The organism is Streptomyces sp. TSRI0107 (assembly GCF_001905845.1).
GTDB lineage: Bacteria > Actinomycetota > Actinomycetes > Streptomycetales > Streptomycetaceae > Streptomyces.
Window position 1 is genome coordinate 162667 of sequence record NZ_LIVZ01000010.1, and the last position, 17083, is coordinate 179749.

17 protein-coding genes are annotated in these 17083 nt (G+C 70.1%); 5 read left to right on the top strand and 12 right to left on the bottom strand.

The window, feature by feature from the left end; all coding sequences use genetic code 11:
* Window positions 1–37: 37 nt before the first annotated feature.
* Window positions 38–4189 carry a WD40 repeat domain-containing protein gene (locus tag AMK31_RS26620; protein WP_073943187.1) on the bottom strand — a complete coding sequence of 1384 codons (4152 nt, stop codon included), beginning with the start codon at window positions 4187–4189 and terminating at the stop codon, window positions 38–40.
* A gap of 310 nt (window positions 4190–4499) precedes the next feature.
* Between AMK31_RS26620 and AMK31_RS26625 the strand changes: the two genes are divergently transcribed.
* Entirely contained in the window at window positions 4500–5486 is a 987-nt protein-coding gene (locus tag AMK31_RS26625) for an LLM class flavin-dependent oxidoreductase (protein WP_198948577.1), read from the top strand.
* A gap of 21 nt (window positions 5487–5507) precedes the next feature.
* On the opposite strand, the gene AMK31_RS26630 is transcribed toward AMK31_RS26625, so the two are convergent.
* From AMK31_RS26630 to AMK31_RS26660, 6 genes are all read right to left on the bottom strand, one after another.
* Window positions 5508–5717: a DUF4287 domain-containing protein gene (locus AMK31_RS26630; protein ID WP_073943188.1), complete on the bottom strand. Its 210-nt coding sequence runs from the start codon at window positions 5715–5717 to the stop codon at window positions 5508–5510.
* Between the two features lie 146 nt (window positions 5718–5863).
* Window positions 5864–6229 (bottom strand): hypothetical protein, encoded by a 366-nt coding sequence (locus AMK31_RS26635; protein ID WP_073943189.1) that lies wholly within the window; start codon window positions 6227–6229, stop codon window positions 5864–5866.
* A 490-nt stretch (window positions 6230–6719) separates the two neighbouring features.
* Window positions 6720–7511 carry an ABC transporter permease gene (locus AMK31_RS26645; RefSeq protein ID WP_073943191.1) on the bottom strand — a complete coding sequence of 264 codons (792 nt, stop codon included), beginning with the start codon at window positions 7509–7511 and terminating at the stop codon, window positions 6720–6722.
* Window positions 7508–8509, bottom strand: coding sequence for an ATP-binding cassette domain-containing protein (locus AMK31_RS26650; RefSeq protein ID WP_073943192.1), 1002 nt, complete (start codon window positions 8507–8509; stop codon window positions 7508–7510). The genes AMK31_RS26645 and AMK31_RS26650 overlap by 4 nt, the downstream gene beginning before the upstream one ends.
* Before the next feature lie 141 nt (window positions 8510–8650).
* Entirely contained in the window at window positions 8651–9493 is an 843-nt protein-coding gene (locus AMK31_RS26655; protein WP_073943193.1) for a DUF4097 family beta strand repeat-containing protein, read from the bottom strand.
* Between the two features lie 135 nt (window positions 9494–9628).
* A complete protein-coding gene (locus AMK31_RS26660; RefSeq protein WP_073943194.1) occupies window positions 9629–10153 on the bottom strand; it encodes a hypothetical protein in 525 nt (174 codons plus the stop codon).
* Window positions 10154–10464: 311 nt separating this feature from the next.
* On the opposite strand from AMK31_RS26660, the gene AMK31_RS26665 reads away from it, so the two are divergent.
* A complete protein-coding gene (locus AMK31_RS26665; protein WP_073943195.1) occupies window positions 10465–10737 on the top strand; it encodes a heavy-metal-associated domain-containing protein in 273 nt (90 codons plus the stop codon).
* A 100-nt stretch (window positions 10738–10837) separates the two neighbouring features.
* Here the strand turns inward: AMK31_RS26665 and AMK31_RS26670 are convergent, their stop codons facing one another.
* Both AMK31_RS26670 and AMK31_RS26675 read right to left on the bottom strand, forming a co-directional pair.
* Entirely contained in the window at window positions 10838–11146 is a 309-nt protein-coding gene (locus AMK31_RS26670; RefSeq protein WP_073943196.1) for a hypothetical protein, read from the bottom strand.
* Window positions 11147–11457: 311 nt separating this feature from the next.
* Entirely contained in the window at window positions 11458–12624 is a 1167-nt protein-coding gene (locus AMK31_RS26675; RefSeq protein WP_158074553.1) for a DNA sulfur modification protein DndB, read from the bottom strand.
* Between the two features lie 661 nt (window positions 12625–13285).
* Between AMK31_RS26675 and AMK31_RS26680 the strand changes: the two genes are divergently transcribed.
* Complete coding sequence (locus AMK31_RS26680; RefSeq protein WP_143204260.1) at window positions 13286–13765, top strand: hypothetical protein; 480 nt, start codon at window positions 13286–13288, stop codon at window positions 13763–13765.
* 28 nt (window positions 13766–13793) lie between these two features.
* On the opposite strand, the gene AMK31_RS41685 is transcribed toward AMK31_RS26680, so the two are convergent.
* The 3 genes from AMK31_RS41685 to AMK31_RS26695 form a co-directional block, all read right to left on the bottom strand.
* A complete protein-coding gene (locus tag AMK31_RS41685; RefSeq protein WP_241842729.1) occupies window positions 13794–14294 on the bottom strand; it encodes a hypothetical protein in 501 nt (166 codons plus the stop codon).
* 306 nt (window positions 14295–14600) lie between these two features.
* On the bottom strand, window positions 14601–15269 hold the full coding sequence (locus AMK31_RS26690) for an AAA family ATPase (protein ID WP_107468737.1): 669 nt from the start codon (window positions 15267–15269) through the stop codon (window positions 14601–14603).
* A 5-nt stretch (window positions 15270–15274) separates the two neighbouring features.
* On the bottom strand, window positions 15275–16033 hold the full coding sequence (locus tag AMK31_RS26695; RefSeq protein ID WP_073943199.1) for a GntR family transcriptional regulator: 759 nt from the start codon (window positions 16031–16033) through the stop codon (window positions 15275–15277).
* A gap of 437 nt (window positions 16034–16470) precedes the next feature.
* On the opposite strand from AMK31_RS26695, the gene AMK31_RS26700 reads away from it, so the two are divergent.
* The gene (locus tag AMK31_RS26700; RefSeq protein WP_073943200.1) at window positions 16471–16734 is read left to right on the top strand and encodes a DUF6284 family protein; all 264 of its coding nucleotides are present in this window, start codon (window positions 16471–16473) and stop codon (window positions 16732–16734) included.
* Window positions 16731–17045 (top strand): hypothetical protein, encoded by a 315-nt coding sequence (locus tag AMK31_RS26705; RefSeq protein ID WP_073943201.1) that lies wholly within the window; start codon window positions 16731–16733, stop codon window positions 17043–17045. Before AMK31_RS26700 ends, AMK31_RS26705 begins: the two co-directional genes overlap by 4 nt.
* The last annotated feature ends 38 nt before the right edge of the window (window positions 17046–17083 follow it).

A 17083-nucleotide genomic window follows, 5' to 3' on the forward strand; every position in this document is an offset into this window, starting at 1 on the left:
CTCAGACCGCCGAAGGGTTGTGAGCGGTATCACTCGACTAGCCGTCGCACGGCGGGTCGTAGGAGAGGCGCGAAAGGTACTCGGCCCACTTCTCGCGCGTCAGTACGCCCCGCGTGGTCGCGCAGATGTGCTCGATCGCCCGGTCGACGTCGAGGTTCCACAGCCGCACGGTGTCGGTGCCGCTGGACACGCCGAGCATGTTCCCGGCGGGGCTGAAGGAGAGGAAGTTGCCGGTCTTGCCGTTGGGACTCATGGACTGGCCGATCGGCTCGGCGTCCCCAGGGTCGGCGACGTGCCACAGCCGGACCGTGTTGTCGTTGCCGCCGCTCGCCAGGGTCCGGCCGTCGCCGCTGAACGTCAGCGACACGACCGCCTCCGTGTGCCCGGTGAGGGTGGCGGCCGGGCGGGCGCCCTCGAGAGGGTCGTCGAGGGTCCACAGCCGCACCGTGTCGTCGTCGCTGCCGCTGGCCAGGGTGTGCCCGTCGGGGCTGAAGGCGAGCACGTTGACCGGGCCGCGGTGGTCGGTGAGCGGTGCGTCGAGCCGGGTGGCCCGCGCGGGGTCGGTCACGTCCCACAGCCGTAAGGTGCCGTCCGCGCTGCCGCTGGCCAGGGTGTGGCCGTCGGGGCTGAACACCAGCGCGTTGACGTACCCCCGGTGGCCGGTGAGCGGTGTGCCGAGCGGCCGGGGCCGGGCCGGGTCGGCGATGTTCCACAGCCGGACGGTCCGGTCGTCGTAAGCGGTCGCCAGGGTGCGCCCGTCCGGGGCGAAGGCCAGCGCGTCGGGTCCCATGAACCGGGTGCGCAGGGTGATCGGCGGGCCCGCCGGAACCGGATGCTCCGGGTCGGCGACGTTCCACAGGTACACCGACCGCTTCGCCGTCAGCACCGCCAGCAGCTTGCCGTCCGGCGAGAACGCCAGCGACCGGTCGCCGCCGTCCCCGGGCACGAACGGCTCGCCCAGCCGCACCGGCCGGTGCGTCCGCCGTACGTCCCACAGCCGGACCCTGCCGTCACGCGCGGCGGTGGCGAGCAACCGCCCGTCCGGACTGAACGCCCCGCTGCGGCCGATCATGTCGGAGGTCGGCAGCGACCACAGCCGCACCTTGCTGTCCCCGCTGCCGGTGGCCAGGGTGCGCCCGTCCGGGCTGAACCCGAGCGCGTACATCTCCCCGCTGCTGCCCGCCAGCGGTTCCCCCACCTGAGCGGGGTACTCCCGGTCGCTGACGTTCCACAGGCTGGCCGTGCTGTCCGCGCTGGCGGCGGCGAGCGTCCGGCCGTCCGGGCTGAACGCCACCGACCAGACCGGGCCGGTGTGCCCGGTGAGCGGGGCGCCGAGCCGGGCGGCGTGCCCGGCGTCGGCCACGTCCCACAGCCGGACGGTGTCGTCCGCGCCGCCGCTGGCCAGCGTCCGGCCGTCCGGGCTGAACGCCACCGAGTGCACGGTGTCCGTGTGCCCCGTCAGCGTCGGGCCGAGCGGCTTCGGGCGGCGCGGGTCGGCGGTGTCCCACAGCCGGATCGTGGTGTCGTCGCCGCCGGCCGCCAGGACCCGCCCGTCCCGGCTGAACGCCACCGACCGCACGGCGGCGTCATGCCCGGACAGCTTCCCGAGCGCCCGCGCCCGCCCCGGCTCCCGCACGTCCCACAGACCGACCGTGTGGTCCTCGCTGGCGGAGGCGAGGGTCCGGCCGTCCGGGCTGAACGCCAGCAGGTACACCGTGCCCTCGTGCCCGGTCAGCGGCTCGCCCAGCGGGCGCGGGTGAGCGGGATCCCGTACGTCCCACAGCCGGACGGTGCCGTCGTCGCCCGCGCTGGCGAGCGTGCGGCCGTCCGGGCTGAACACCGCGCTGCTCACCCAGCTGGAGTGCCCGGTCAGCGGCTTGCCCAGAGGCTCCGGCCGGGTCGGGTCGGCGACGTTCCACAGCCGTACGGTCCGGTCGTAGCTGGCGGTGGCGAGGGTACGGCCGTCCGGGCTGAACGAGGTGAGGTAGACCGCGCCGGTGTGGCCGAGCAGCGGCGTGGCCAGCGGCGCGTTCACGATCGAGAGCAGCCGGTTGTTGGTACCGGCGTCGTTCGGGCGCAGCCGGTGCGCCACCAGGTCGAGCTGCGCGGACAGCGACGGGTCGGTGTGCTGGACCCGGTCGGCCTCGGCGACCACCTGCTCGAACACCGCGTCGTCCCGCTGCTGCCAGGCCACCAGCGCCGACCCGACCGCCACCAGCGCGAGCACCACCAGCGCCGCGATCGCCCCCCGGCTGATCCACGCGGTCCGCCGGCGCAGCCGCACCGAGGCGGCCAGGAACTCCACCGCGCCGCGCGTCAGGAACGTGTCCCCGGCGGACTTCGCCCAGCTGTCCGCCTGCTCCAGCCGCGACCCCCGGTACAGCAGCGCCGAGTCCCGGTGCGACTCCTCCCAGGCCCGGCCGTCCTCCTCCAGCCGCTGGCGCAGCAGATTGCCGCCCCGGTCCTCGTCGATCCAGTCGCGCAGCCGGGGCCAGGCGTGCAGCAGCGCCTCGTGGGTGATCTCCACCGTCTCCGCGTCGAGGGTCACCAGCCGGGCACGCACCAGCGCCTCCAGCGACTCCTCCGTCTTGTCCGGGTCCGTCGACTCGTCCGCCAGCTGCCGCCGGGTGCCGCGCCGCCGGGTCGCGGCGGTGTCCTCGCCCACCCGGACCAGCCGGAGCAGCAATAACCGCGCCGCCGTCCGGGCCGCCGGGTCCAGCCCGGACCAGGCCCGCTCGGCGGTCGCCGCCACCGCGCCCTGGATGCCGCCCGCGGCGCGGTACCCGGCCAGCGTCAGCCGGCCCGCCTTGCGGCGCTGCCAGGTGGCCAGCAGGGCGTGTGAGAGCAGCGGCAGCACGCCCGCGTCATGGGCGCGCGCCCCGTCCGCGCCGACCTCCCGCACGATCAGCTCCGCCAGCCCCGGCTCCAGCTCCAGCCCCACCGCCTTCGCCGGCCCGGTGACCGCCTCCCGCAGCTCGGTGGTGGTCAGCGGCCCGAGCACCATATGCCGGTGCTGGAGCGCGTCCGCGAGCTCCGGGTAACGCAGGCACTGGTCGTAGAAGTCGGCCCTTATGCCGAGCACGACGAGCACCGGCGGCGACCCGCCGGGCCCGGGACCCGGGGAGCAGGCGGCGTGCAGCACCCGCACGAAGGCGCGCCGGTCACCCTCGTCGGGACAGAGCGTGAACGCCTCCTCGAACTGATCGACGATCACCACCGGCCGGGCCCCGGGCTCCGCCCACTCGGCGAAGGCGCGGCGGACGGCATGGGGGAAGTGGGGGGTGGTTGTGTCGGCGCTCGGTGTGCTCGGTGTGTCTGATGTGCTTGACGTATCTGGTGTGCTCGGCGTGCTGGGCGTGTCTGGTGTGCTCGGCGTGCCGGGCTTGGGCGGAGTGCGGGTGCCCTTGTCCGGCCCGTCGGCCTCGGCGGGGGGCGCGCTGCTCCCGTCCGGGGCGTCGGCCCCGCCCGCCGCCCCGCTGACCCGTCCCAGCACCGCGGCGAGCCCGGGGACGCGCGAGCACAGCTCGCCGAGCGGGTCCGGGCCCGGTACGAGGTGCAGCACCTGCCGGGTCCGCCCGTCGCGCAGTGCCGGCACCAGACCGGCGTTGAGGAGCGAGGACTTCCCCGCGCCGGAGGCACCGACGAGCATCATCAGGCCGCCCGTACCGGCCTTCTCCAGGGCGTCGAGCCGGGCGACGAGCGTCTCGGTGCTGCGCTCCCGCCCGAAGAACCACCTGGCGTCCTCCTGCCGGTAGGCGGCGAGCCCCCGGTACGGGCACACACCGCCCGGCAGGGCCGCTTCCTCCGTCTCCCCGGCCTCCCCGGCGTCCTCGGGCCGCTCGGCGACCGGGTCGGCCACCGCCCGCCCCCACAGCCGCTGCCAGTCGGCCACGTCGTACAGCCCGGGACTCACCGGGACGGCCCGTATCCGGCGGGCCTGCGGGATCAGCACCTGGAGCACCGCCGCCAGCGCCGCGAACTGCGCGGGCACGTTCTTCGCCCGCCGCCAGTCGCTGATCCGCTGCGCGGACACCCGTACGGGCCGCCCCCGCTCGTCGATCCGCTCCAGTCGGGCGACCGCCTCGGAGACCCGTTTCAGTGGCGGATTGCCGGCCTCTCTGTACAGCAGCGCGAGCCGTTCAGCGAAGGCTGTGCGTGCCGCCCCTGAGTCGGAACCCAAGGCCTTCACCCCTTACTTCCGCCACCTGGGACATCCGGACCGGAAAACTCACTCTATACGTCTGACCTGCGGCTTAGCCGGGATTCCGGCACCGGAACCTCCTCCTCGGAGCCACTGAATGGCAGGATCTCGACCGAACCCGACACAGTAGCCGCTCCACCACTCAGCGCGAGTACGGAACCCGATCGTCCGGTACCGGTCCCCACGAGGGGAGGGACCGGTGCCGACGATCGCATCCGGGACGCCGATTGAAGTTCGCACCACGAACCAATATGGTTCGTGGTGCGAACCTATTGGTGTTCCTGGGGGAGGACTGGCGATGCGCGACGACCAGCAAACGTTCGAACCGGCATACGAGGAATCCGGCACCGACATCTCCGCTCGACCCGACATCTCCGCTCGACCCGTCGTCTTCGGCTTCGGCGCCCCGACCGGCATCGCGGACACAGCCGGGCTGCTGACCCTGGTCCAGCAGGCCGACCGCGACGGCCTCGACCACTTCTCCCTTTCCGACCACCCCTACCTGGGCGACCGGACCGACGCGTACGCGGCCCTCGGCTTCCTTCTCGGCCGCACCCGGCACATCGCCGGCTTCGCCAACGTCACCAACCTGCCGAGCCGCCCGGCACCCCTGCTGGCGAGGGCGGTGACCTCCCTCTCGGCGATCTCCGGCGGCCGCGTCGTCCTCGGCATGGGCGCCGGCGGCCTGTGGGACCGCATCGCCGACCTGGGCGTGCCCCGCCTGTCGCCGGGGGCGGCGGTCGAGGCATTCGAGGAGGCGATGATCCTGGTCAAGCTCCTGTCGGGCGGCGGCGACCCGGTGACGTTCAAGGGCCGCCACTACCAGGTGAACGGCATCGATCCGGCTCCCGTCCCCGCGCCCCCGATCTGGACCGGCTCGGTCGGCCCCAAGTCGCTGGCCGCGACCGGCAGGGTGGCCGACGGCTGGATCCCCGGCCACGCGGCGGACTGGCGCAGCGAGCGGTACCGGACCTCGCGCCCGGTCGTCGACGAGGCTGCGAGCGCCGCGGACCGCGACCCGGCCGCCATCCGCACGATCTTCAACCTGCCCGGCCGGATCACCGACCACCCGGTCGCCGCTCCACGCGACGGTGACGGCCGCTGGCTCGGCGGCTCGGTCGCCCAGTGGACCGACGAACTCACGGACGCGGTCCTGAACCACGGCGCCTCGGGCTTCACCCTCTTCGCCGCGGACCACGGCACCGCCGACCCGACGACTCTGGCCCGCTGGGCCCAGGAGATCGCGCCGGCCGTACGCGAGGCGGTCGGGAAGGAACGGGCCTGAGCACAGCCAACGGGGGACTGATCACAGCCCCTCGGCGAGGGTGTGGGCGACCAGCGCGTTGGCGTGTCCGTGGCCCAGTCCGTGCTCGGTCTTGAGCATGCCGACGAGCTCCATGTGCCGGGTCAGGCCGGAGGCGCGGATGACCTCCTTCCACTCGGCGATCGGACGGCCGTACTTCTTCTCGATCGACGGGAAGTAGCTGGCGGGACCCTTCACGGCGGCTGCGGTCATGGCGGTGGCATCCCCTCTGCGTGCGGCGCTGTCGTCCGCGTGCGGCGCTGTCGTTGTTGAAGACCGCGGACCGCGCCGGAACTCATCGCCCGGAAAATGTGTCCCGCGTCACATCCGTGGCCGGTCGGCCGGCACGGGGAGGGGGCTCACTGATCCGAGTAGCCGATGTCCCCGATGGTCCAGGCGCTCACATCCTGGATGGCGACGCGGTACATGCCGCCGGTGTCCGGGATGCCGAAGCTGCCCTGGAGGATGCGGGCGAGATGGAAGTGGAGATGGGTGGGGCGCCGATCGGTGGAACCGCCGCCGGACCGGGCGAACACACCCGCGAAAGGCTGCAGGTTCTCCGAGTCCCGCAGCACCTCCGCCACGCGTTCCTTCCACATGTCCTCCGGCGCCAGCCGCCCCGTGATGACGGCTCCGGGGACCACCACGGTCAGGGACATCCGACTGCTGTGCTGCGCCTCCACTGCCTCGGCGATGCCGAGGAGCAGGTCGTCAGGGTGAGACATGCCTGAGGAGCCTAGCCGAGCGGCCCCGGCCTGGCCCAGCGGACCGCCGACGGCCCGGACATTGCCGCGCTAGGCCCTGTCGTTTGGATCAGGCCGGCTGTGGGGAACGGTACGTCTTGGCCGAGTCGAGCGGGGTCTGGTGCGTGCAGCTGCAAGGCGGAGGAGGGAGTCGACGCGGAGCGTCGGGGACCGACGACAACGCGGCAGATGGGCGTGCCAGGCCCCGCGACGCCGGGGTGATCCAAACGACAGGGCCTAAGAGCTGATGTTGTCCAGGAAGTTGCCGATGGCTTCCACGATCCGGCTCCTGCGGCGATGCGCCTTGCTGCAGTACCGCCGAGTGCGCCAGCGCCGTGGCTGCGGCACCGGCGTTCCGCACCACGTGCAAGGTGCCGTACGTATTGATCCCCCGCTCATGGACGCACACGGTAGCGACTCGCCCCGGGGTGGGGCGAGCCGCCGGGTGCGGTCCCTACTTCGAGTTCGGTCCCTACTTGGGGTCCCGGTTGAACAGCGACTTGGACCAGGCGTAGCCGAGCGCGGCCAGCCCCACGCACCAGGCCACGGCCAGCCACCCGTTGTTGCCGATCTCGCTGCCGAGCAGCAGGCCGCGCAGGGTCTCGATGGCCGGGGTGAAGGGCTGGTACTCGGCGACCGGCTGGAACCAGCCCGGCATCGCGTCGACCGGCACGAAGGCGCTGGACAGCAGCGGCAGGATCATCAGCGGCATGGCGTTGTTGCTGGCGGCCTCGACGTTCGGGCTGGACAGGCCCATGCCGACCGCGATCCAGGTGAGCGCCAGGGACACGAGCGTCAGCAGCCCGACCGCCAGGATCCACTCGAGGACCGTGGCGTCCGTGGTCCGGAACCCGATCGCGACGGCGACGGCGCCGACGAGGATCACGCTCATCACGCACTGCAGCACGCTGCCGACGACGTGCCCGATGAGCACCGACCCGCGGTGGATCGCCATCGTGCGGAACCGGGCGATGATGCCCTCGGTCATGTCCATGGAGACGGACACCGCGCTGCCGATCGTGGTGCCGCCGATGGTCAGCATCAGGACGCCGGGGACGAGATACGCGAGGTACTGGGACCGGTCGCCGTCACCGCCGCCGATGCCCGCGCTCATCGTGTCGCCGAAGATGTAGACGAAGAGCAGCAGCAGCATGACCGGCGTGAGCAGCAGGTTCAGCGTCAGCGACGGATAGCGCCGCATGTGCAGCAGATTCCGCCGCAGCATCGTGGACGAGTCGCGCACGGCCAGGGAGAGGGAGCTCATCGGACGTCCTCCTTGGACTGGGCGGGGATGGCAGTGGGGATGACGGCGGGGCCGCCGGTGAGGGCGAAGAAGACGTCGTCGAGGTCGGGGGTGTGGACGGTGAGTTCGTCGGCCTCGATGCCGGCGGAGTCGAGCCAGTCGAGGATGGAGCGCAGTTCGCGCTGGCTGCCGTCGCTGGGCAGCTGGAGTGCGAGGGAGTCGTCGTCGCGGGAGGCTTCGCGCAGTGCGGCGGCGGCGTGGTGGTAGGCGGTCGGGTCGGTGAAGCGGAGGCGGACGTGTCCGCCGGGGACGATCCGCTTGAGTTCGTCGGCGGTGCCTTCGGCGGCGATCTTGCCGTCGTTGAGGACGGCGATGCGGTCGGCGAGTTCGTCGGCTTCTTCGAGGTACTGGGTGGTGAGGAAGACGGTGGTGCCGCCGGTGACGAGTTCGCGGATGATCTGCCACATGTTGTGGCGGGAGCGGGGGTCGAGGCCGGTGGTGGGCTCGTCGAGGAAGATGATCCGCGGGCTGCCGACCAGGGTCATGGCGATGTCCAGGCGGCGCTTCATGCCGCCGGAGTAGGTGGAGGCGGGCTTCTTCGCGGCGTCGGTGAGATCGAAGCGTTCCAGCAGTTCGGCGGCGACCTGGCGTCCCTCACGCTTGGACAGGTGGTGCAGGTCGGCCATGAGGAGCATGTTCTCCTCGCCGGTGATCAGGCCGTCGACGGCGGAGAACTGCCCCGTCACCCCGATCGCGGCACGCACGGCCTGCGGGTCGGCGGCGAGATCGTGGCCCGCGATTTGGGCCTGCCCTCCGTCGGCGGTGATGAGCGTGGACAGGATCTTCACCGCGGTGGTCTTGCCGGCCCCGTTCGGACCGAGCAGCGCGAACACGGAGCCGGCCGGGATCCGCAGATCGATGCCGTCGAGGACGGCCTTGTCGCCGTAGGACTTGCGCAGCCCGGAGGCGGAGACGGCGACCGGCGAGGGCTGACCGTCACCTTGTCGGGGAGTGGGCATGGGCATGACAGAAGAAGGCATAGGGCCCTCCGTTTGAAGGCTGAAGTGGGCTGAACCGCGCTGGAGTGAGGCGCTTCAGGGCGCGGCGATGCGGAGATTCGGCGATGCGGCGATGGGGGAGTGGCGCTCGGGGTGCGGCGCTCAGACCTTGGCGCGACGGATGTCGATGTTGCCGTACTTGGTGCGGGCGCGGACCTTGACGGTGTCCTCGGTCGCGTCCGGGGTCTCGGACGCGGTGAGCGTGTTGCGCACCTGGCCGGAAGTCGAGCTGACGTCGAGCCAGGCGGCCGTGCCCTCGCGCACGCCGACCTCGATGGCGCCGTAGTTGGTCTCCAACTGGACCGTGCCACGGGCCACGTCGTCGACCCGGAGCGTGCCGTGGGCGGTGGTGGCGGTGACCGAGTCCTCGGCGCGCCGGATCTCGATGTCGCCGTTGGCACCGCTCACCCGCAGCTCGCCGGTCGCGGCGCCGACAGTCGTGGTGCCGTGCGAGTTCTTCAGGACGGCGGGGCCGTCGAGGAGGCCGACGCGCATGCTGCCGGAGCTGGTGGTGATCTCGGCCGAGCCCTCGACCCGGTCCACGGTGATCGAGCCGTGCGACGCGGTCAGCCTGAGCGGGCCGGTCGTGTCGAAGCGGACGTCACCGGACGAGGTCTTCACGCGGACCTCGCCGAGCCGGCCCTCGCCGAGCACCTGGGCCCAGGCGCCGGTCATGTCGATGCGCGAGTCCGTGGGCAGTTCGACCGTCACGTCGACGGTGCCGGTGCGGCCGAACAGGTTGGGCTTGGGCGTCCTGACGGTCAGTACGCCGCCGACGTAGGTGACCTGGGTCTGGTCGGCTGCCCGCACGTCCAGATCCTTCTTCGGGTCGCGGGGCCGCACCTCGACGACGGTGTCGGCGCGGTCGCCCGCGGTGAACTGGATGGAACCGGCGTCCACGTGCGCGGTGACGGAGATCGGCGCGGCGGTGTCGAAAGAAGGCATGGCTGTCCCGTCCTCTTGGGTCTTCAGGGCGTCCCCGCTGGTGGGACGTGGTGTGGATGAAGTGCTGCGGTTGCAGTGCGAGTTCAGGTGCGGTGCGGTGGAGTCCGGTGCAGTGCCGTGCGGGCGGGGGTGCGGCTAGCGCACCCAGCCCGTGAAGCTCTGTCCGACGTTCTGGGTCTTCTCCGGAGTACGCGGCCGCGCACCACCGTCGACCGCGGCCGACACGGCCCGCACCAGCCACGCGTTGACCGACAGCCCCTCCCGGCCGGCGGCCTCCTCGGCACGCGCCTTGAGGTGGGCCGGCAGCCGCAGATTGACGCGAGCGGTACCGCCTTCGTCACCTTCGGCCGGCACCGGGGCCGGGGCCCTGAACGGTTCGACGGGCGCGCTCGGCTCCACGGCGGTGCCGCTGTCGGTGGGCGGCCGGGTCACCACGAAGTCGGGGTCGAGCCCGCGCAGCCGTACGTCGACGGAGCCGGGGGCGAGTTCGCGGGTGATCTCGTCCATCGCGGCGGAGAGCACGTTGAGCATGGTCAGCCGAGTCGCCGATTCCAGAGGAGCGGTGAGCCTCTCGGCCAGCTCGCGAGCTTCATCACCGCCGGCTTCGGCGGCCACCGCGAGTTCGCGGCGGAGGGAGTCGACGTACGGGGTGAGGTCCATGACGCCATGATGGCACCATGATGGCGCCACGCGCAACCCCAGGCGGCGCCACGAGTAGCACGGGCCCGCTGCCAGCCTTCCCACCTGCGGAAACGCACAGCTGACGTCGCGTGGCACGCATGGCACCGCATGGCACCGCGTGGCACCATATGGCGTCACGTGGTGCCGAGTGGCGCCACCCAATGGCCCGCACCGCCAGGCCGAAGAACGCAGCCGCTCTGACTCCCTTGCCGGATGTACCCCCACGGGGTATACATGTCTCACCGAGATACCCCCTGGGGGTATATGAATGAGCGATCGAGGAGAATCTCATGTCGGGCTGCTGCACCCCGAACGGAAGCTGCCACACCGGCGCCGCCACGCAGGTCGTCTACAAGGTCCAGGGCATCGGCAGTGCGCACTGCCAGGGCGTCGTCACCGATGCCGTGAGCGCGCTGGGTGATGTGACCTCCGTGAAGGTCGAGATCGGGACCGGACTGGTCACCGTGACGACCGCCGCCGAGGCGGACCAGGCGTTCGACGAGCTGATCGCCAAGACCGTCGACGAAGCCGGCTACGGCTTCGCGGGCCGCGTACCCGCCTGAACGCCTGCGCGATCTGAACGATCGTCTGACCGGGCCGGGCGCCACTGCGCCCCCGGCCCGGTCACTCCCTCCAAGACCGCGACCACCTTCCGGCGGCCCCTCACGGCGAGGAAACGGCTACCGCGTGGCCCCCGAGCACCACGGCGGCGATCAGGCAGGCGACGGTGACGCCGACGGCGGTGCGCCGCCCCAGAGGAAACCGGCGCGGCAGGCACAGCACCAGCACCGCACTGATCCACGCGGCCGACACCAGCCGGGGGAGCCATGCCTCCGCCCGGTCGTTGACCAGGTAACAGTGCTCGGCCCGCGGTCCGTCGACGCCGAAGTAGAAGAGGCAGTCGTTCCCGAAGTTCTCGGACAGCAGCGCGGTGAGCCCCCACCACACGGTGGTGAGGACGGCTGCGGCCACCGCGACAGCGAAGACCGAGCAGCCATCAGAACCACGCGGCGCGGCAGTGTCCATGCCCTGATCTCTCCCCCGGCGGTGAAACTCAGCAAAGCCAGAGGGCCCTCACCGAATCGGTAAGGGCCCTCTGGCCTACTGCTTGGCTGTCGGGGTGGCGGGATTTGAACCCACGACCTCTTCGTCCCGAACGCGATCAGGCCTCTCTCAGAGGTGCCCTGAGCGCACCGACCTGTCGGTACTGGCCGTGAGCTAGTCCACTACTGTCCAAGACGGTACGGAGGCAGTTGCCTCATTTGGCCCCCTCTTTGGCCCCCTCACTCCGCCGGTTGCACGATCCCGCGGATCCGCTTGTAGTCGTCGCTGTCCGGCTTGGTGAGGGCGTCCAACGTGCGATGCCCGAGGTCCTTGACGCCGCCGGCGGAGGAGAACTTGTTGGTGTCCGTGAGCTTGCCAGCGATGCCGGCCCAGCGCTTGGCGCCGTCTTCAGAGGACTTGTCCCACAGGATCGTGTCCAGGCTCCTGATGAACGCATCGAGTTCGCCGTTCGCCCGGGCCTCGAAGATGCCGATACCGATGGCGGTGAGAACGACCGGGAGTCCGACCACGGTGTTGTGATTCAGGTGCGGCTGCAACCTGTGGAAGACCTGCCGCCAGACCAGCGGAACGTCATGCTTTTCCTGCTCGGCGATGTCCTCGTCCAGAGGCTTGTTGCCCAGCGCGAACACCTTACGGCCCACCAAGCTGGCCACCGTCGCCCGGCGAAGCGTGGTGATCGTCATCACCGCGCCGCTCTTCGCACTGACCTGCCGCGCGTCGAAGGACACCCGTCCGACGAGCACGGGGTCCGTCTCTGCCATCTCCTTCGCCATCTTCGTGGCAGGGTCGCGGTTGTCGGCCGCGATGGCGACGGCTGCGGACATCGGGACACCGAGCAAGTTCAGGTCGTGGAAAGCCTGCCCGCCCCATTCGATCGAGCGGCCGTGGTCGACCACTACGGCCATCGGCACGTCGCCCGTGTCGGGGTGCTGGTTGCGCACGGACAGGCGGGCGAGGTACTGCGTTTCGCCGTCGTCGTGCGTGCCCTTCACACCGGGCGGGACGTGCAGGAACGTGGCGGCGCCCATGGCCTCGCTGGCCACGTAGACGTTGAGCTTCGTCGTGAACACGAGGCTCTGAGGCGGCGTTACGTAGGGCTCCCCCTTCACGATCCCGGCGGTCAAGTACCTGGCATATGCGGGGATGTTCTCGCGCTTGCCCTTGTTGCCCGACAGCAGCCGCTGCACCTTCTTCCGGACCTCGTACGCCTCCCGGACTCGGTGGTCGGCTTCTACTCGCTTCGGGTCCTCGGTGAGCGTGGGGTCGACGACGAACGCCTCCATCTGATTCAGGGACGGGGTGATGAGCGCCCGGTGCTCATCGACCACGAGACACGGCAGAACCTGACCGGGAAGGCCAGGAGGCAGGACGGGATAGACAGACATGGAACCCCCCATGGGCGACAGGAACGATCCCTGAGATCGAACCGCGGATGCAACGTAGCGCACCGCGGTCAAGCGAAGCAAGGCCGCGGATCCTCAACTGCCATCCGCGGAGGGCAAATTAGGACCCGCGGATATGGGTCTGCCTGATGGGTCGATGTCTTGGGTCGCATGATCTCGGCGCGTTGGTCCGCGGGTTGACCTCGGGAAGGCCCATGCGGGCGCATGGCGCCGGCGTGCTGAGGGTATGCCCCCTCTTCGACCCGAACGCGATGCGCCCCCCAGCGACCATGGCTCGAGGCCATCTGATCAGCTCATCCGCCTCCAGAACAGTCCACCGCCGTCCGGGAGCGTCTTGGTGCGGCTGCCTTGCTTGGCCCCTGTTTGGCCCCGCCTCCGGACGACCGGACCGCGTGCCCGGTGAAAGGGGCGGTTTCGTGAGGTCGTGGACAGGTCGTCGAGCTACGGATTTCGCCAACGGTTGGTCTTGCGCAGTAGATGGTTTAGTCCTGCTCTACTCTGGAGAAAGCCGCGTCGTGTGCCAACTGGTCCTGAACTGGGGGAGCTTGTGATCGTTCGGCGTCACCTGGACGAAAATGACGAACTGGCTCGGCACCTCACCCACCAACTCAACACTCCCCTGGACTGGCCAGAGGACGCAGGGTTGGACACCGAGCTCGTCGCGAGGATTGCTTCTGCGGCAGCCTGCGACGTGTCATACAACCATGCAGCCAACGGTCATTTGGTTGACCTCTTCGCCGCGCTCCCTCTGCCAGGCACCACCGAGGGGGAGGAGTTCTGGGCTGCACTGAGGGACGTGGGAGGTGATGCCGCCCTGTACATTGACCCCGCCAACGCGGGTGGTCCTTTCTTCAATTACCTGACTCACGGGAACGAAGCGGGCATCGCCAGCCGTGTACTCGACTTCCTGGGGAAGCTCACCGATCAGCAGCGTGACGCCGTGGGCGGAGTGATCGGCGGCGCACTGAAGCACGGCACGTTCGTAGCGAGTGGCCCATACCTTGGCAAGTTGTGGCTGCGTGACGCGGAGACCACTGCTTGGCATGTCCTGCTCGCTAGTCGCCGGAGGAACGAGACAGAAGACGACCGCAAGCGATTCCTTGAGGCATGGAGTAACGCCTGAGCCCTCGCCGCCGACGGCACCAGTGTCATTAAGCCATGTCCGCCCGGCATGCTGCGTGGGCGTCCTCGAGGCACTGTTCCGCATCATGCTGGCAGGCGCGAAGGCCCGCTTCCGTATCATTGAGGCCCACTAGCGGCTCCGCGTTGCGCACTTCCTTCAGCCACTCGCTGCATGAGCGTACGACCTCGAAGGTGGCCTCCGTGACCGCTCTTGGGCCCTCCAAGTCCACGACGATGCGCGCCGACTCAAGCTTCCCGATCTGGCTGCGGAGCGACTTGATGCGCTCGGCTCGCTCGACGTCCGTGTGATTGCCGCGTGTCATCTCACGTCCCACCTGTGCAAGCAGTTGGTGGGTTGCGAGCGCAGCACCCAGGAACGCGACGTAGGCGTCCCGTCGGGTTTGCCGACGCCACTGCTTGTTCTGTCCGCGACCAGCTACCGCAGCGGCTGCGATCGCTCCGCCTGCGCCAACCGCTGCTCCTATGACCGCCGCGATAGCCCCGACGAAGGCCACTCCCCCCGAATCCACGCAGCGATTATGCCGTCGAGACAAGGCCGCACGGCATGGTTCGCGGCACACTCACGCTGCCGACGCCCATTACGGTCTGTGCGAGGCGTGCGAGTCAAGCCGCCGCCTCTTCACGGAAGGAGAGCAGCTTGGTGACGTCAACCGGTCGCGCAAGGACGATTGTCACTGAGGGGCGTTCTCGCTTCGGGCGGACAGATCGCCGAGTGCCTGGGTGCCGGCAAGACGTACCGTGCTGCGGCGAGGCGGCGGAGAGGCAACTTCCGAGCGTGTCAGCAGCTACGGCGCTGCCAATCTGCACTGGAAGCATCAGAGGCCAGACGCTTCCAGTAGTGCGATCACAGCCGCAGGGTCACCGCCGTACAACAGGTGCGGTTCGTCTGCCGTGGGAGGTACGAACCGGCTGCGGTACCGCTGTAGGTCGCTTTCGGAGAAGTAGATCGAGTTGGGATCGTCCGCGTGGAATTCGTTGCGCTTGCTGATCCTCGCCCACAGCTCGTCATGGCTGGCGGCGAGGTAGACGAGCACAGGGGTCGCGCCGGCGTCGGTGGCGATCGCCCGCCATTTAGACCGGTCCTCCGGGGTCCAAAAGCCGTGGTCAACGACGACGTCGTGACCGACTCGGAGCTGCTTCTGGAGGTCGACCGCCACGTCTTCGAGGACGGGCCGCTCAAGGGTGGGGAAGACGCCACGGGGAAAGTCCACTCCATAGACGCCGTGCCGGCGGAACATCTCTTCGTCCGGGCACAGTCGTGTGAACCCACGGGCGGTGAGGGCGCGGGAAAGAGTCGTCTTGCCGGAGCCGGGGAGGCCGGCCATCAGGACACAGAACGGCGGGCGTGGGGGCATTGGTCCCGTCATGGTTCGGGAGATGGCAGCCATCTCTGCTTCGGCTTCGGGCGTGCTTGCCCCAGTCCTGCGGGCCGCAAGCAGGGTATCTAGGCGGTCTTCGAGCACGCTCACGAGCGTGTCATCCATGACCGTCACGGTGAGACCTCCGATTCTGTGCGCCACGTTCGGCCCGGACCCCCCAGGTCCACGCCGTACTCCACGATGTTGCCTTCGCTGTCCACGAATTTGGCCGTCATCACGACCACCGGGTCCGCCGGCGGATTCTCAGGGTCCAGTTCCAAGAGCCGCGCATACTCCGGCGTCAGCAGGCGGGCGGAGGCGGTGTCGATGCGGTGGCTGATCGGGTGGCCGGTCGCTTCGGCAATGAGCTGGAGCGACGTTCCTCCCTTCAGGCGCTCACTCTCCGCTAGCTGAGGAATCAGCTTCCCGTACCGGGCGGGAATCCATGACGTGCTGTGAGCGACGATGCCATGCCGGTCCCGGTACACGCGGCTACGGCGCACCACGTCGGAGCCGGGCGGGATGTCCAGCGCTTGCGCCACTTCAGCGGGAGCGGGCACCACGGCCGCCTGGTGCGAGTCGGACCGCTCGCCCGCCCCCCAGCTGGACCCAGTACGGCGACCCCGGTCCAGCCGCTGAGCCCCGGACGACATCGGAGTGGGCTGGTCCAGCACTTCGGTACCGATGCCGTGGATGCCGCGAACAAGGCCCTCGTTGCGCAGCTTGCGCAGGGCCTTCTCCGCTGTCGCGGTGCTCACCTTCCACTCTTCCGAGAGGTTCTTGATGCTCGGCAAGAGGGTGCCTGGCTGTAGCTGACCAGACGTGATCAGCTCCGCGTAGTGGGCGGCAATCTTCGCGTATGGGGCCCGATTGTCGGCCTGGCCTGCCATGTCACCCGCTCCCTGTCGTGGCTTCCCTGAGGTTCCCTAGCTTACCGCTTGACACCACAGGGAACCCTAGGGAACCTTAGGGATGTGCCCGCCGTTCGGATCGGTTGAGCGGCGGACACCTCGACACACCTGTGTCCGCCGCCCGGAGGGCTCCGTGAAACGGGCTCGAAGGAAGCGCCGGCTCTTTGACAACTGAATGGGGATCACGCCGCCTCTCCTCGGCCAAGTAGGCGGCCACACGGGATCTCCGTGTGCGGTACAGCGCAATTCGACCTCTCCGCAGCCCTCACGGCTGCGGCCGGTTGCCTCCGCTGCACGTCTCGCACGTGCGGCGCTGAGGGGAGCCGGATGTACCGACTTCAACGGCGCGCGGCCCCGGGTGGCTAGACCCGGGGCCGCTGTTCGGGCCGTTTCACCTGCTAGGGAGACCACGACCCATGAGGCACATCGTCACTGTTCAGGACGTTGTTACCGCGTTCGCCGACTGGATGGAGCCGACGGACGCGGAGCTGGACGCGATCGAGCGGGAGATGCCCGTCATCCTGGCGGACGTCGACCTCCTCGACGCGCAGATCACCACCCTCGACCGCACGCCGACCGAGCTGGACGCCCGCCGCCTCCGCCGGGCCCGCCGCCGGGCGCTGGCCGCCCGGGTGGAGCTGGCCAACCAGGCGACCACGGCCCTGGGGGTGGGCGCGTGAGTGCCGAGACGCTGGCCGCGCAAGCGGCTGCCTTCACGTGTCTGGCCGGGCTCGCGGTCGGCCGCCCCGCGCTGCCGGCCGCCTACATCACGATCAGCGGGCACTCGCCGCGTGAGGTGAGCGTGCAGCTCCGCGACCCCTCTGCGGTGGAGGCGTGGCGGGAGGCGCTGGACGTCGCCCCGGAGCGGGTGGTTGCCGACCGGATCGGGGACCGGCCGTCGCTGGAGTTCACGGCGACTGCCTATGGCATCGACTTCCACGTCTACGCCACCTACACCCCGGCCTCCGTGCCAGCGGGAGGTGCAGCGTGAACCGCTCCGGGAAGACGCTGCTGGTGCTGGCCCTGGTC

Excerpts from the sequence above, each read along its gene's own strand:
- AMK31_RS26655 (WP_073943193.1), bottom strand. The coding sequence starts at position 9,493 with ATGCCTTCTTTCGACACCGCCGCGCCGATCTCCGTCACCGCGCACGTG.
- AMK31_RS26690 (WP_107468737.1), bottom strand. The coding sequence starts at position 15,269 with ATGGATGACACGCTCGTGAGCGTGCTCGAAGACCGCCTAGATACCCTG.
- AMK31_RS26635 (WP_073943189.1), bottom strand. The coding sequence starts at position 6,229 with ATGTCTCACCCTGACGACCTGCTCCTCGGCATCGCCGAGGCAGTGGAG.
- AMK31_RS26660 (WP_073943194.1), bottom strand. The coding sequence starts at position 10,153 with ATGGACCTCACCCCGTACGTCGACTCCCTCCGCCGCGAACTCGCGGTG.
- AMK31_RS26665 (WP_073943195.1), top strand. The coding sequence starts at position 10,465 with ATGTCGGGCTGCTGCACCCCGAACGGAAGCTGCCACACCGGCGCCGCC.
- AMK31_RS26675 (WP_158074553.1), bottom strand. The coding sequence starts at position 12,624 with ATGTCTGTCTATCCCGTCCTGCCTCCTGGCCTTCCCGGTCAGGTTCTG.
- AMK31_RS26695 (WP_073943199.1), bottom strand. The coding sequence starts at position 16,033 with ATGGCAGGCCAGGCCGACAATCGGGCCCCATACGCGAAGATTGCCGCC.
- AMK31_RS26630 (WP_073943188.1), bottom strand. The coding sequence starts at position 5,717 with ATGACCGCAGCCGCCGTGAAGGGTCCCGCCAGCTACTTCCCGTCGATC.
- AMK31_RS26645 (WP_073943191.1), bottom strand. The coding sequence starts at position 7,511 with ATGAGCTCCCTCTCCCTGGCCGTGCGCGACTCGTCCACGATGCTGCGG.
- AMK31_RS26625 (WP_198948577.1), top strand. The coding sequence starts at position 4,500 with ATGCGCGACGACCAGCAAACGTTCGAACCGGCATACGAGGAATCCGGC.
- AMK31_RS26650 (WP_073943192.1), bottom strand. The coding sequence starts at position 8,509 with ATGCCCACTCCCCGACAAGGTGACGGTCAGCCCTCGCCGGTCGCCGTC.
- AMK31_RS26700 (WP_073943200.1), top strand. The coding sequence starts at position 16,471 with ATGAGGCACATCGTCACTGTTCAGGACGTTGTTACCGCGTTCGCCGAC.